At 70.2% G+C, this 13,479-nt stretch carries 11 protein-coding genes and 1 pseudogene; 9 read left to right on the top strand and 3 right to left on the bottom strand.

Annotation, left to right across the window (positions count from 1 at the left end):
* Nucleotides 1–508: 508 nt before the first annotated feature.
* From ABZ904_RS43815 to ABZ904_RS43780, 8 genes and pseudogenes are all read left to right on the top strand, one after another.
* A complete protein-coding gene (locus ABZ904_RS43815; RefSeq protein ID WP_360998074.1) occupies nucleotides 509–1,561 on the top strand; it encodes a BMP family ABC transporter substrate-binding protein in 1,053 nt (350 codons plus the stop codon).
* A 324-nt stretch (nucleotides 1,562–1,885) separates the two neighbouring features.
* Nucleotides 1,886–3,526, top strand: a complete 1,641-nt coding sequence (locus ABZ904_RS43810) for an ABC transporter ATP-binding protein (RefSeq protein WP_359393922.1) — start codon at nucleotides 1,886–1,888, stop codon at nucleotides 3,524–3,526.
* Complete coding sequence (locus ABZ904_RS43805; protein WP_360998072.1) at nucleotides 3,523–4,647, top strand: ABC transporter permease; 1,125 nt, start codon at nucleotides 3,523–3,525, stop codon at nucleotides 4,645–4,647. Before ABZ904_RS43810 ends, ABZ904_RS43805 begins: the two co-directional genes overlap by 4 nt.
* Nucleotides 4,647–5,909 carry an ABC transporter permease gene (locus ABZ904_RS43800; protein ID WP_359393753.1) on the top strand — a complete coding sequence of 421 codons (1,263 nt, stop codon included), beginning with the start codon at nucleotides 4,647–4,649 and terminating at the stop codon, nucleotides 5,907–5,909. Before ABZ904_RS43805 ends, ABZ904_RS43800 begins: the two co-directional genes overlap by 1 nt.
* Complete coding sequence (locus ABZ904_RS43795; RefSeq protein ID WP_359393751.1) at nucleotides 5,906–6,307, top strand: cytidine deaminase; 402 nt, start codon at nucleotides 5,906–5,908, stop codon at nucleotides 6,305–6,307. The genes ABZ904_RS43800 and ABZ904_RS43795 overlap by 4 nt, the downstream gene beginning before the upstream one ends.
* A gap of 73 nt (nucleotides 6,308–6,380) precedes the next feature.
* The gene (locus ABZ904_RS43790; protein WP_360998070.1) at nucleotides 6,381–7,664 is read left to right on the top strand and encodes a thymidine phosphorylase; all 1,284 of its coding nucleotides are present in this window, start codon (nucleotides 6,381–6,383) and stop codon (nucleotides 7,662–7,664) included.
* A 95-nt stretch (nucleotides 7,665–7,759) separates the two neighbouring features.
* Nucleotides 7,760–8,376, top strand: a pseudogene (locus ABZ904_RS43785) (Uma2 family endonuclease).
* On the top strand, nucleotides 8,373–8,759 hold the full coding sequence (locus ABZ904_RS43780; RefSeq protein WP_360998068.1) for an STAS domain-containing protein: 387 nt from the start codon (nucleotides 8,373–8,375) through the stop codon (nucleotides 8,757–8,759). Before ABZ904_RS43785 ends, ABZ904_RS43780 begins: the two are co-directional and overlap by 4 nt.
* Here ABZ904_RS43780 and ABZ904_RS43775 read toward each other — a convergent pair.
* From ABZ904_RS43775 to ABZ904_RS43765, 3 genes are all read right to left on the bottom strand, one after another.
* Entirely contained in the window at nucleotides 8,652–9,659 is a 1,008-nt protein-coding gene (locus ABZ904_RS43775; protein ID WP_360998066.1) for a sigma-70 family RNA polymerase sigma factor, read from the bottom strand. The two genes, ABZ904_RS43780 and ABZ904_RS43775, sit on opposite strands and share 108 nt — an antisense overlap.
* A 108-nt stretch (nucleotides 9,660–9,767) precedes the next feature.
* Complete coding sequence (gene dnaN / locus ABZ904_RS43770; RefSeq protein ID WP_359393743.1) at nucleotides 9,768–10,913, bottom strand: DNA polymerase III subunit beta; 1,146 nt, start codon at nucleotides 10,911–10,913, stop codon at nucleotides 9,768–9,770.
* Between the two features lie 102 nt (nucleotides 10,914–11,015).
* Nucleotides 11,016–12,284: an MFS transporter gene (locus ABZ904_RS43765; RefSeq protein WP_360998063.1), complete on the bottom strand. Its 1,269-nt coding sequence runs from the start codon at nucleotides 12,282–12,284 to the stop codon at nucleotides 11,016–11,018.
* Between the two features lie 63 nt (nucleotides 12,285–12,347).
* On the opposite strand from ABZ904_RS43765, the gene ABZ904_RS43760 reads away from it, so the two are divergent.
* Complete coding sequence (locus tag ABZ904_RS43760) at nucleotides 12,348–13,310, top strand: LysR substrate-binding domain-containing protein (RefSeq protein WP_361829694.1); 963 nt, start codon at nucleotides 12,348–12,350, stop codon at nucleotides 13,308–13,310.
* Nucleotides 13,311–13,479 lie beyond the last annotated feature (169 nt).

Raw genomic sequence — 13,479 nt, 5'->3', positions numbered from 1 at the left:
CAGTTGCACTTGCGTCACGCAAGACGATCTACCGGATCAGGCCCCGTCACGAGGGTGAATCCCGCGGATTGATCACGACTCGATACGCGCCCTAGTCGGCTCCGCCCAGCGGACTGCGACCAGAGGCGCCCCCGGCCGGGGAAACCGGCCGGGGGCGCCTGTGTGTCCCCGTCGCGCGCGGCCGGGCGCTCCCGGGGCGGTCCGGGCGCAGCTTGGAACCGGGCGGCGGAGGCGGCGTAGGGTGGCTGTTTCCCGTCGCATCCGACTCCGCGACCGCCCCGGCCCCTCCTATGTTTCCGCGATGACACCACCCCTCATTCCCCTCCGCGCGATGCCCGCGCCCTTGCCTCCTGCAAGCGCCGCACCGCTCTGTGTGACGTGCCGTGTGGCTGTGGCCACATCTCGATAACGGACCGGACAGAAGGGGTTTTCCGTCTGGTCTACGCGCGTTACGCTGCCGCGGAACCAGCGCCTGGTATGGGCGCAACGCACAAAGGAGTCTCGTTCCATGCGCCGGGTGTCCCGTATCGCCGTTGCTGGCGTAGCAACCGCAGCCCTTGCTGTCACCGTTTCCGCCTGCGGCAGCTCGTCCACCTCGTCCGCCGGCAGCAAGGGCGGCAAGTCCCAGGGCATCGGCCTTGCGTACGACATCGGCGGCAAGGGCGACCAGTCCTTCAATGATGCCGCTTACGCCGGCTTCCAGAAGGCCGAGAAGGACTTCGGCGTCAGCGGCCGCGACGTCGAGCCGCAGGACGGCGAGACGGACGCCGACAAGGTGCAGCGTCTGGAGACGCTCGCCAAGGCGGGCTACAACCCGGTCATCGGCGTCGGCTTCGTGTACGCGCCGGCCGTCAAGGAGGTCGCCGCCAAGTTCCCGAAGGTGACCTTCGGCATCATCGACGACAACACCATCCAGGCGAAGAACGTCGCCGACCTCGTCTTCCACGAGGAGGAGTCCTCCTACCTCGCCGGTGTCACCGCGGCCAAGACCACCAAGAAGAACCACATCGGCTTCATCGGCGGTGTGGACATCCCGCTCATCCACAAGTTCGAGGCGGGCTTCGTCCAGGGTGCCGAGTCGGTCAACCCGAAGATCAAGATCGAGAAGCAGTACCTGACCCAGACGCCTCAGGAGGGCGGCTTCTCCAGCCCCGACAAGGGCGAGAGCGCCACGAACGGTCAGATCGACGCCGGTGCCGACGTCATCTACCACGCGGCCGGTCTGTCCGGTCAGGGCGTCATCAAGGCCGCCGCCGCGCACAAGGTGTGGGCCATCGGTGTCGACTCCGACCAGTACGAGCAGAGCGCGCTGGCGTCGTACAAGAACTACATCCTCACCTCGGCCCTGAAGAACGTCTCCGGTGCCGTGTACGACCTCGCCCAGTCGGTCATCAAGGACAAGAAGCCGCTGAACGGTGAGATCCGCGGCAGCCTGGACAACGGCGGCGTCGGCCTGGCCGACTCCAACCCGGTGTTCAAGAACAACGCCGGCCTGCAGGCCGCGCTGAAGAAGGCCGAGCAGGGCATCAAGGACGGCACGATCAAGGTCAAGACCTCCTGACGTCCGCCTGCGTGAAGTGCGTCCCCGGAGTCCCGGCGCCGACATCACGGTGCCGGGACGTCCGGGACAAGAGGCCATAACAGGCCATGGCCAAGGCGTTGCCGTAATGGGAGCGTTACGGCCGAGGAACGGGGTGCGGGAAGGATGGCCTGACCGCACCCCGTTCGCGCGGCACAATGCTCGGAACGATTGGAAACCGCTCGGTTCCGGTCTGGCCCGAGCCCTATTTGAGGCAGGGGCGCTACGCGCGTAGAGGGGCCCCTTTTCCAAGGAGAGTGCGCCATCGACGCGTCCAGCAGCCCTCCGCTCACCGCTCAGCCGACGATCGCGGTCGAGCTGGCGGGGATCACCAAGCGATTCCCTGGTGTCGTAGCCAACCACGACATCCACCTCACGGTCCGCAGGGGCACCGTGCACGCCCTCGTCGGCGAGAACGGCGCCGGCAAGTCGACGTTGATGAAGATCCTCTACGGCATGCAGAAGCCGGACGAGGGCGCGATCACCGTCGACGGCGAGCAGGTGTCCTTCAACAGCCCCGCCGACGCCATCACCCGTGGCATCGGCATGGTGCACCAGCACTTCATGCTCGCCGACAACCTCACGGTCCTGGAGAACGTGGTCCTCGGCAGCGAGAAGCTGTACGGCATCGGCGGCGCCGCCCGTAAAAAGATCAACGAGATCTCCGACCGCTACGGACTGAACGTACGCCCCGACGTCCTGGTCGAGGACCTCGGGGTCGCCGACCGCCAGCGCGTGGAGATCCTCAAGGTCCTCTACCGCGGCGCGAGGACGCTGATCCTGGACGAGCCGACCGCCGTGCTCGTCCCGCAGGAGGTCGACGCGCTCTTCGACAACCTGCGCGAGCTGAAGTCCGAGGGCCTGGCCGTCATCTTCATCTCCCACAAGCTGGGCGAGGTCCTGTCGGTCGCCGACGACATCACCGTCATCCGGCGCGGTACGACGGTCGGCACCGCCGTCCCGTCCGAGACCACCCCGCGCCAGCTCGCCGAGATGATGGTCGGCAGCGAGCTGCCCACCCCGGAGACCGCCGAGTCCACCGTCACGGACCGGCCGGTCATCGAGGTCAAGGGCCTCACGGCGTTCGCGAGCGGCGGCGCCTCCCTCGGCGAGCTCGCCGAGCCGGCGTCCTCCGGTCTGCTGGCGGGGGGCACCGCCGAGGGTGCCGGCGAGGTGCGGCGCGTCCTCGACGACGTCACCTTCACCATCCACGCGGGCGAGGTCATGGGCATCGCCGGCGTCGAGGGCAACGGCCAGACCGAGCTGATCGACGCACTGATCGGCCTCAAGAAGGCCGACTCCGGCTCCATCGCCTTCCTCGGTGAGGACATCACCGCCTGGTCCACCCGCAAGCGCCGCGAGCAGGGCGTCGGCTACATCCCCGAGGACCGCCACCGCCACGGTCTGCTGCTCGAGGCCCCGCTGTGGGAGAACCGCATCCTCGGCCATGTCACCGAGCGCCCCAACGCCAAGGGGTTCTGGCTCGACATCAAGGGCGCCCAGGACGACACGCGGCGGATCGTCCAGGACTACGACGTCCGCACCCCCGGCATCGAGGTGACCGCCGCCTCCCTCTCCGGCGGCAACCAGCAGAAGCTCATCGTCGGCCGTGAGATGAGCCACAAGCCCAAGTTCCTCATCGCCGCCCACCCCACGCGCGGCGTGGACGTGGGCGCGCAGGCGCAGATCTGGGACCAGATCCGTGACGCCCGCCGCGAGGGCCTGGCCGTGTTGCTGATCTCCGCCGACCTCGACGAGCTGATCGGGCTGTCCGACACCCTCCGGGTGATCTACAACGGCCGGCTGGTCGCGGACGCCGACCCGGCCACCATCACTCCTGAGGAGCTGGGCTCCGCCATGACGGGTGCCGCGTCCGGCCACCTGGAGCACGTGGAGGAATCCACCGAAGACGCAAGCGACGCCGCCCCGGAGGACGACGCCCGATGAAGAAGTTCGACAAGGAGCGGGTGCTCCTCGCGGTAGCCGGTCCGGTCATCGCGCTCGTCTCGGCCATCCTGCTCACCTCGGTCGTGCTGGTCGCCTCCGGCAAGAACCCGTTCGAGCCGTACCGGCTGATGATCGAGCAGGCCGGATTCTCCGACATCCAGGTGCTCATCATCAACCAGGCGTCGCTGTACTACCTGGCGGCACTCGCGGTGGCCATCGGCTTCCGCATGAACCTGTTCAACATCGGCGTCGACGGCCAGTACCGCCTCGCGGCGATGATGACCGCCGTCGTCGGCGCCCACATCGCGCTGCCGGGCTTCCTGCAGATCCCGCTGCTGATGCTGGTCGCCATGTTCACCGGCGCCTTCTGGGCCGGTATCGCGGGCATCCTGAAGACCACCCGGGGTGTGAGCGAGGTCGTCGCGACCATCATGCTCAACGCGATCGCCACCAGCCTCATCGGCTACCTCACCCTCTCCAACGTGTGGGGCGTGCAGGTCGGCAACAACATGACGACCGGCATCATGAAGAAGTCCGGCTGGTTCCCGGGCATCAACCTGGGCGCCGACGTCGGCGAGATCTACGGCCTGGTCTTCCTCGCGGTCCTCGCGGGCATCCTGTACTGGCTCGTGCTCAACCGCACCCGCTTCGGCTTCGACCTGCGCGCCACCGGTGCCTCCGAGACCGCCGCCGCGGCCTCCGGCGTCGACGCCAAGAAGATGGTCCTCACCGCGATGGTGATCTCCGGCGCGGTCGCGGGTCTGTCCGGCCTGCCGCTGCTGCTCGGCGACGCCCACACCTACAGCCTCAGCTTCCCGACGGGGCTCGGCTTCACGGGCATCACCATCGCCCTGCTCGGCCGCAACAACCCGGTCGGCATCGCCTTCGCCGCGCTGCTGATCGCCTTCCTCGACAAGGCGTCTCCCGCCCTCGACTACGCGACCCCGGTGGCGTACGAGAAGGAGATCGCCACGATCATGCAGGGTCTGATCGTCTTCGCGGTCGTCATCTCGTACGAGGCCGTACGCCAGTGGGGCCTGCGCCGCCAGCAGAAGCGGGTGGGTGCCGAACTGGCCGCCGAGGCCAACAACAACTCGCACAAGAAGGAGGTGGCTGCCTGATGTCCACCGCGACCCTCGCGAAGCCGAAGGCGAAGCAGCCCGGCAAGGGCAGCCGCCGACTCTCGCTCCCCGTACTCCTGCTGATCGTCGCGGGTGTACTGCTGCTGACCTCGGTCGTCCGCCTCATCACCGGTGCCGACGGCATCGACTCGACGGGACAGATGTCCACGGCGCTGCGCCTGGCCGTTCCGATCGGCCTCGCGGGCCTCGGCGGCCTGTGGGCCGAGCGCTCGGGCGTCGTCAACATCGGTCTCGAGGGCATGATGATCCTCGGCACCTGGTTCGGCGCCTGGGCCGGCTACCAGTGGGGCCCCTGGACCGGTGTCGTCTTCGGCATCATCGGCGGCGCGCTCGGCGCCGTCCTGCACGCCATCGCCACCGTCACCTTCAACGTGAACCACATCGTCTCCGGTGTGGCGATCAACATCCTCGCCCTCGGCACCACCCGCTACCTGTCGAAGTTCACCTTCGAGAACGCCCCGCAGGGGTCCTCGAAGCAGTCCCCGCCGATCGACTCGCTGGGCACCTTCGACATCCCGGGCCTGTCGAGCTGGCTGGACACGCTCAACCAGAAGCACTGGTTCCTGGTCTCGGACCTCGCGGGCCTGATCGGCGGTCTGGTCACCGACCTGTCGCCGCTCACCGTGATCGCGGTGGCCCTCGTCCCGTTCACCTGGTGGGTGCTGTGGCGCACCTCCTTCGGTCTGCGTCTGCGCTCCTGCGGCGAGAACCCGGTGGCGGCGGAGTCCCTGGGCGTCAACGTCTACAAGTACAAGTACATCGCCGTGATCATCTCGGGCGGCTTCGCGGGCCTGGGCGGCGCGTTCCTGTCGATCGTGGCGTCCAACGTGTACCTGGACGGCCAGACCGCCGGCCGAGGCTACATCGGTCTCGCTGCGATGATCTTCGGTAACTGGCGGCCGGGCGGTACCGCGCTCGGCGCGGCCCTGTTCGGCTACACCGACAGCCTCAACCTGCGCGGCGGCACCACCAACGTCCACGCGCTGATCCTGCTGCTCGCGATCCTGCTGGTGGCCGGAGCGCTCTACCTCGTGTGGAGGAAGAAGTACGTCTCCGCGCTGATCACGATCGTGGTCTCGGCGCTGATGTTCGTCTGGTACGTCAGCACCAACGAGGTCCCGAAGCAGCTCGTGACCGCCACCCCGTACCTCGTCACCCTGCTGGTGCTCTCGCTGTCCGCGCAGAGCCTGCGGATGCCGAAGGCCGACGGTCTGCCCTACCGGAAGGGACAGGGCAAGTGACCCCGCCCCCGCAGGTCGACTGGGAGGCACTCCGGGAGGTGGCGCGCGCCGCGATGTCGCGTGCCTACGCCCCCTACTCGGGCTACCCGGTCGGCGCCGCGGCGCTGGTCGACGACGGCCGGACCGTCACCGGCTGCAACGTCGAGAACGCCTCGTACGGCCTCGGTCTGTGCGCCGAGTGCGGTCTCGTCTCGCAGCTGCAGAACACCGGCGGCGGCCGGCTCACGCACTTCACGTGCGTGGACGGCGAGGGGGACGTCCTCGTCCCGTGCGGCCGCTGCCGCCAGTTGCTGTACGAGTTCGGCGGGCCCGACCTGCTGCTGGAGACCCCTGCTGGGATCCTGCCGCTGTCCGAGATGCTCCCGCAGGCCTTCGGGCCGGACCATCTCACCAAGTAACTCCCGTGCGGCCCCTCCGAGTCGCCCCCTGCGGCGCGGAGGGGCCGCACACCTTCGAACTTCGGAAGGAAACATGGCCATGGACGCCATCTCCGTCATCCGCACCAAGCGGGACCGCGGTGAGCTGAGCGACGAGCAGATCGACTGGGTCATCGACGCCTACACCCGGGGCGAGGTCGCCGACGAGCAGATGTCCGCGCTCGCGATGGCCATCCTGCTCAACGGCATGGACCGCCGGGAGATCGCCCGCTGGACCGCCGCGATGATCGCGTCCGGCGAGCGTATGGACTTCTCGTCGCTGTCCCGCCCGACGGCCGACAAGCACTCGACGGGCGGCGTCGGCGACAAGATCACCCTCCCGCTGGCCCCGCTGGTCGCCGCCTGTGGCGCGGCGGTCCCGCAGCTGTCGGGCCGGGGTCTCGGCCACACCGGCGGCACGCTGGACAAACTGGAGTCGATCCCCGGCTGGCGTGCGCTGATCTCGAACGAGGAGATGCTGTCCGTGCTGGAGGGTGTCGGTGCGGTCATCTGCGCGGCGGGTGACGGCCTGGCTCCCGCCGACAAGAAGCTCTACGCACTCAGGGACGTCACGGCGACCGTGGAGGCGATCCCCCTGATCGCCTCCTCCATCATGTCCAAGAAGATCGCTGAGGGGACCGGCTCGCTGGTCCTGGACGTGAAGGTCGGCTCGGGCGCCTTCATGAAGACGGTCGAGGACGCGCGCGAACTGGCGCGGACGATGGTGGGCCTGGGCACGGACCACGGTGTGAAGACGGTCGCGCTCCTCACGGACATGTCGACGCCGCTGGGTCTGACGGCGGGCAACGCGCTCGAGGTCCGCGAGTCGGTCGAGGTCCTGGCGGGCGGCGGCCCCTCGGACGTGGTGGACCTGACGATCGCCCTCGCGCGCGAGATGCTCGACGCGGCCGGCCTGAAGGACGCGGACCCGGCGAAGGCCCTGGCCGACGGTTCCGCGATGGACGTCTGGCGCCGGATGATCGCGGCCCAGGGCGGTGACCCCGACGCCCCGCTGCCGACGTCGAAGGAACAGCACGTGATCAAGGCCCCGTCCTCGGGCGTCCTGACCCGCCTGGACGCCTACGGCATCGGTGTCGCCGCCTGGCGCCTCGGCGCCGGCCGCGCCCGCAAGGAGGACGCGGTGCAGGCGGCCGCGGGCATCGAGATGCACGCCAAGCCGGGCGACACGGTGAAGGAGGGCGAGGCGCTGCTGACCCTGCACACCGACACCCCGGAGCGCTTCGCGTACGCACTGGAGGCGATCGAGGGTTCGTACGACATCGCGACGCCGGGTACGGACTTCGCCGCCTCGCCGGTCGTGCTGGAACGTATCGCCTGACCAGGCGTTTTCCCTTTCGGGTGAACGGGGTCGGTGGACCGCCACCGGTCCCGTTCGTCATGCTGGGCTCGGTGACGCACCGATAGGAGATCGCCATGAGCGGACTCACCGTCAGCCAGGATCCCGAGCAGAGCTGGGACGACCTCGTCCGGTTCTGGGAGGAGATGGAATGGCCCGAGGGCAGCAAGGTGGAGATCATCGAGGGGATCATCACCGTGTCACCTGCTCCCGCGTCCCGCCACAACGTGATCGCGGAACGAATCCAGCGTCGCCTCTACTTCGTGATTCCCGATAACTGGGGGGTCTTCCAGACACTGGCCATCGCCGTGCCGTCGCGCCTGGGCATGCTCATCCCGGACCTCCTGGTGGCCCCGTGCAGGAGTGCACGGACGCGGACACCCACATTCCGGCAGCCCTGGCCGAACTCGTCGTCGAGGTGACTTCCAGGTCCAACGCGCGCCACGACCGCATCAGCAAGCCCGCTGCCTACGCCACCGCGGGGATCCCGCTCTGTCTCCTCGTCGACCGCTGGGCTCCCGACGGCCCGACCGCGACGCTCTACGGAGAACCCAAGGGCGACGTCTACCGCCCCGTGAGCACCGCCAAGTTCGGCGAGGCGATCAAGCTTCCCGCACCCTTCGACGTCGTCGACACCAGCGAGTTCCTCGTCGGCCAGAGGCACAGCCGTGCCTTTCGGATCCGTCGGCGATGAGTACCGGGCCTCCGCCCGGTCTACCGACCGTGGACGCCGAGACACCCGCCGTACTCGTGGTGGCCGGGCCCGTCACGCGGGACGACGTGGCGCGGCTCGGCCAGGACGTGAGGGCACTGCTGAAGGACACCGGGGCCGCAGTCGTCGTGTGTGACGTCGCGGCGCTCGGGCCCGTCACCCTGGCCTCGGTGGACGTACTGGCCCGGCTTCAGCTCACCGCCCGGCGGGCCGGTGGGCGCATCCGGCTCCGCGACCCGGCACCCGCCCTGCGCGCCCTACTCGATCTCGTCGGCCTCCCCTTCGAGCTGGAGGGGAAGGCCGAACAGCGGGAACCAGCGCTTCGTGTCGAGGAAGCAGTGGAACCCGGAGATCCTGCCGTCTGACATCTCCAGGACCTGGACCGCCCACGCACTGAAGCCGCCCGTGTCCGGGTCCGGCTTGTACTGGGCGAAGCCCGGCAGGCCGTTGACCGCGACCGGCACCAGACGGGAGCCGGCGCAGGCGGAGCCGAGCGTCGTCATGAAACCGGTGATGTCCTGCGTGCCGCGCAGCCACAGGTCGAACGGCGGCATCGTCATCACCGCGTCCTCGTGCAGCAGGGCCGTCAGCGCCGCCATGTCGTACCCCTCGAAGGCCGCCACGTAGCGCTCCAGAAGCTTTTGCTGCTCCTCGTCGAGGGGGTCGGAGACGGCGGCCCCGGCGCCCTCGCCGCTCTTGTCGGCCAGCGTGGCGCGGGCCCGTTGCAGTGCGCTGTTGACGGAGGCGACCGACGTGTCGAGCAGCTCCGCGACCTCGCTCGCCTTCCAGGCCAGCACCTCGCGCAGGATGAGCACCGCGCGCTGCTTGGGCGGAAGTTGCTGCAGGGCGGCCATGAAGGCCAGCCGCACGGACTCCTTGGCCACCGCTGCCTCCGCCGGGTCGGTCACGGCCGGCAGTATGCGGGCGTCCGGCACCGGCTCCAGCCAGGTGTTGTCGGGGCGCGGGGACAGGGCGGCCTGGGCCAGCGGCGTGGAGTCGGTCAGGTCCATCGGGCGGGCGCGTCTGTTGCCCGCGTTCAGCATGTCCAGGCAGACGTTCGTCGCGATCCGGTAGAGCCACGAGCGCAGGGACGAGCGGCCCTCGAACTTCGCGTGGCTCCGCCAGGCGCGGACCATCGTGTCCTGCACGGCGTCCTCGGCCTCGAAGGACGAGCCGAGCATCCGGTAGCAGTACCCCGTCAGCTCGACCCGGTGCTTCTCCAGCTGGACGTCGAGGTCGTCCATCGTCGCCGTGCCGTCACTCATGGTCCACCCACCCATGTGGCCGTTCCTGTCGCGCGCCATCGCGCCCCAGCACTCCGGAAGCTACCGCAGGCCACTGACAACGGCCCCCAAAGTGCGCGAAAGCCCAGCTCAGACCAGTTGCTTCACGGACATCAGCAGATGCCGGTGGGCGGCTTCCGGCGCGTCGGCGGCCTCGGCTTCCCCGGTCCCGGCGCCCGAGAGCAGCACCCGCTGCCCCGGCCCGAGCAGCTCCATCCGGACGCACGGCGACTCGAAGGAGGTCAGCGCCTCGAGGAGATATCCCGGGTTGAAGGCCACGGACACCTCCTCGGCACCGTCCAGCGTCGCCGGCAGCCGCTGCACGGCGTCGTCGTCCCCGTAACCCGCCCGCAGCACCACGGAACCGTCGGCCGCGAAGTCCAGCCGCACCGGACTGTTCGCCTCCGCCACCACCGCGACCCGGCGCACCGCTTCCGCCAGCGCCCCGCACTCCACTTCGGCGGTCGCGGCCCCCGCCAGGTCGAACAGTGCCCCGTACTTCGGCAGCCGCCCCTCCAGCATCCGCACCGCCGCCCGCATGCCGCCGCCTTCGAAGCCGATCAGCCCGCCGTCCGCCGGTGCCAGACCGATGCGGACCCGGCCGGAACGGGCGAGTGACCGCGTGACGTCGTGCAGGCGGCGCGCGGGCAGCAGGGCCTCCACCGCGCCGTCGGCGGCCACGGCCTCCGGCTTCCAGTCCAGCCGCCGTACCGCGTACCGGTAGCGGTCCGACGCGGCCAGCGTCATCGTCCCGCCGTCCAGGCGCAGTTGTACTCCGGTGAGCGCGGGAAGGGTGTCGTCGCGGCCGGCGGCCACGGCGACCTGGCCGACGGCGGTCGCGAAGGCGGCGGCGTCCACGCTTCCGTATGGCTCCGGAGGCACCGGCAGCGCCGGGTACTCCTCCCGCGGCAGCGTCGACAGCCCGAACCGCGTGCCGCCGGCCTCCACGGTGAACCGCGTCCCCTCCAGTGCACAGCTCACCTGACCGTCCGGCAGCACGCGGCAGATGTCCAGCAGTCTGCGCCCCAGCACGAGCACCTGGCCGTCGGCCGCCGTCTCCGCCGCGGTCTCGATCCGCGCGGCCGTCTCGAAGTCGAACCCCGATACGGTCAGCCGTCCGCCCGTCGCCTCCAGCAGCAGTCCGCCCAGTACCGGCACCGGCGTCCTCGCGGGCAGCACACGGGCCGCCCATCCCACGGCCTCGGCGAGAACTCGGCGGTCGACCCGGAACTCCATGAACACACTCCCTGCTCGGCCCAGTTGTCGTGCGGACGCTATACGCGACCACCGACAACCGGCGCCGGCCAGGGGAGACGCGCCACCGTCCCGGGCCCGGGATCAGGCCGTTGCGAGCCGGCGCTCCGCGCGGGCCGCACGGGATCCGAGCAGGGTGATCGTCACCACGCCCAGTACCGCCAGCACGCCCATGCCCACCGTCCCGGCCCAGGCCATCGCGTGGAAGGCCACCGCACCGAGCGTGCTGCCCGTGCTGGAGCCGATGTAGTACGCCGACTGGTAGAGCGCCGAGGCCTGGGCGCGCCCGTGCTTGGCCGTGTGGCTCACCGCCGACGACGCCACCGCGTGGCCCGCGAAGAAGCCCGCGGTGATCAGCACCAGGCCCAGCAGGACCAGCGGCAGGGAGGACGCCAGCGACAGCAGCAGACCCGACGTGGTGGTGCCTGCCGCCAGGTAGAGCGCGCCACGGCGGCCGAGCCGGGCCGTCAGCCGGCCCGCCGTCGACGCCGACACCGTACCCACCAGGTAGACCAGGAAGATCGAGCCGATGATGCCCTGCGGGAGACCGAACTGCTCCGTCAGGCGGTAGCCGATCACCGTGTAGACGCCGCCGAAGACCGTCATGAACAGCGCGCCGATCGCGTACAGCCGGCGCAGCAGCGGGTTGGCGAGATGGTCGCGGACCGCGCCGGCCAGCACGCGGGGGCGCAGCGAGCCCGGCCTGAAGTTCTTGGGCGCCGGGAGCAGAATCCGGAAGGCCACCGCACAGCCGACCGCGATCACGCCGATGGTGCCGACGGACACCCGCCAGCCCCACTCCTGGGCGACCCAGCCGGTGATCACCCGCCCGCTCATCCCGCCGACGCTGTTGCCGGCCACGAACAGGCCGATCGCCGTGATCAGCGCCTTGGGGCCGACCTCCTCGGCCAGGTACGCCGTCGCCGACGCCGGCAGCCCCGCGAGCGCCGCGCCCTGGACCGCCCGCAGGGCGATCAGTGCGCCGAGCGAGGGGGCGAAGGGGACCAGCAGTCCGACCGTCACCGCGACCGCCAGGGACGCCGTCATCACCGTACGGCGTCCGAACCGCTCGGAGAGCGCGCTCATGGGGATCACGAAGAGCGCCAGTCCGCCCGTCGCGCCCGACACCGTCCAGCTCGCCGCGCTCGCCGTCACCCCGAAGTCGCGGGAGACGAGCGGCAGCAGGGCCTGCGTGGAGTAGAGGAGGGCGAAGGTCGCCACCCCGGCGAGGAAGAGGGCGAGGCTCATCCGGCGGTAGCCGGGGCCGCCGGGGGTCATCCGCGAGTCGGCGGAGGTCTGGGTGGTGGCATCGGCGCCCACGATGGTGGACGCCCCGGTATCCGCAGCAGGCATGCTTCGAACGTACGGACCGCGTCACTCATCCGTCCAATGCACAGAAACCCCATAATCGTTCCCATGGTGCATCAGCAGAGGTCAGACGAGGGCCTGTCACCGTACGGTGACACAAGTGATGGAGCAGACATCGTCGCGCTGCTCGCGCCGCGCCTTGTGTACTTCGCGGGCGTGGCCCGTACCGAGCACGTCACGCGTGCCGCGCAGGAGATGCAGGTTCCGCAGTCCACCCTGTCCCGGGCGCTGGTCCGGCTGGAACAGGACCTGGGCGTCCAGCTGTTCGCCCGACGCGGCCGCACCGTCTCGCTGACCCCGGCGGGCCGCACGTTCCTCGGCTCTGTCGAGCGTGCCCTGGCGGAGGTCGAGCGGGCCGCCGAGGAAGTGCGCGCGGACGCCGACCCGGCCGCCGGCAAGGTCGCCTTCGGCTTTCTGCACACGATGGGCGCCGAGACCGTGCCCGGGCTGCTCCACGCCTTCCGCGCCGATCATCCGCGCGTCCGCTTCAGCCTCGTCCAGAACTACGGCGAGGCGATGCTCGAGAAGCTGCGGGCGGGGGAGTTGGACCTGTGCCTGACCTCACCGGTGCCCGACGAGCCGGGTCTGGTCGCCCGCCGTATCGACGAGCAGAAGCTGCGGCTCGTGGTGCCCGCCGACCACCGGCTCGCCGGCCGCAGGCGCATCCGCCTCGCCGAGGCCGCCGACGAGACCTTCGTGACCCTCGAACCCGGATACGGGCTGCGCCGGATGACCGACGACCTGTGCCGGCAGGCGGGGTTCTCGCCGCGGGTGGCCTTCGAGGGCGAGGAGGCGGAGACCTTGCGCGGCCTGGTCGCGGCGGGGCTGGGCGTGGCACTGCTGCCGCCGCCCGCGGTGCCCCGTCCTGGGGTGGCCGAGCTGACGGTCACCGCGCCCAGGGCGGTCCGCGAGATCGGTGTCGCATGGCTGGAGGGGCATGTCGACACGCCCCCGGTCGCGGCGTTCAAGAAGTTCCTGCTGTCCAGGAGGGGACGGCTGCTGCCGGACTGACGGCGCGGAGCCGTCGCGGCGGCTCGCCCGCCGCCCTCGCGTGTCGTTCCGCGCGGTGGAGCGACTGCCTCTGGTGCCGTCGCCCTTGCGCGTGGCCCCGTGCGGTGGCGCCGGGCGCGTCGGACCCCGTGCCGGTGCGGACGGTCGCTCCTGGCGGGATTCCGGGGGC

The sequence above is a fragment of the Streptomyces sp. NPDC046900 genome, assembly GCF_040644975.1.
GTDB lineage: Bacteria > Actinomycetota > Actinomycetes > Streptomycetales > Streptomycetaceae > Streptomyces.
Note: the sequence above shows the minus strand (reverse complement) of the source record. Positions and strands in the feature narration are given on the sequence as shown.

Coding starts and splice junctions, on each gene's coding strand:
- ABZ904_RS43815 (WP_360998074.1), top strand. CDS start 509: ATGCGCCGGGTGTCCCGTATCGCCGTTGCTGGCGTAGCAACCGCAGCC.
- ABZ904_RS43805 (WP_360998072.1), top strand. CDS start 3,523: ATGAAGAAGTTCGACAAGGAGCGGGTGCTCCTCGCGGTAGCCGGTCCG.
- ABZ904_RS43800 (WP_359393753.1), top strand. CDS start 4,647: ATGTCCACCGCGACCCTCGCGAAGCCGAAGGCGAAGCAGCCCGGCAAG.
- ABZ904_RS43790 (WP_360998070.1), top strand. CDS start 6,381: ATGGCCATGGACGCCATCTCCGTCATCCGCACCAAGCGGGACCGCGGT.
- ABZ904_RS43780 (WP_360998068.1), top strand. CDS start 8,373: ATGAGTACCGGGCCTCCGCCCGGTCTACCGACCGTGGACGCCGAGACA.
- ABZ904_RS43775 (WP_360998066.1), bottom strand. CDS start 9,659: ATGAGTGACGGCACGGCGACGATGGACGACCTCGACGTCCAGCTGGAG.
- dnaN (WP_359393743.1), bottom strand. CDS start 10,913: ATGGAGTTCCGGGTCGACCGCCGAGTTCTCGCCGAGGCCGTGGGATGG.
- ABZ904_RS43765 (WP_360998063.1), bottom strand. CDS start 12,284: ATGCCTGCTGCGGATACCGGGGCGTCCACCATCGTGGGCGCCGATGCC.
- ABZ904_RS43760 (WP_361829694.1), top strand. CDS start 12,348: ATGGTGCATCAGCAGAGGTCAGACGAGGGCCTGTCACCGTACGGTGAC.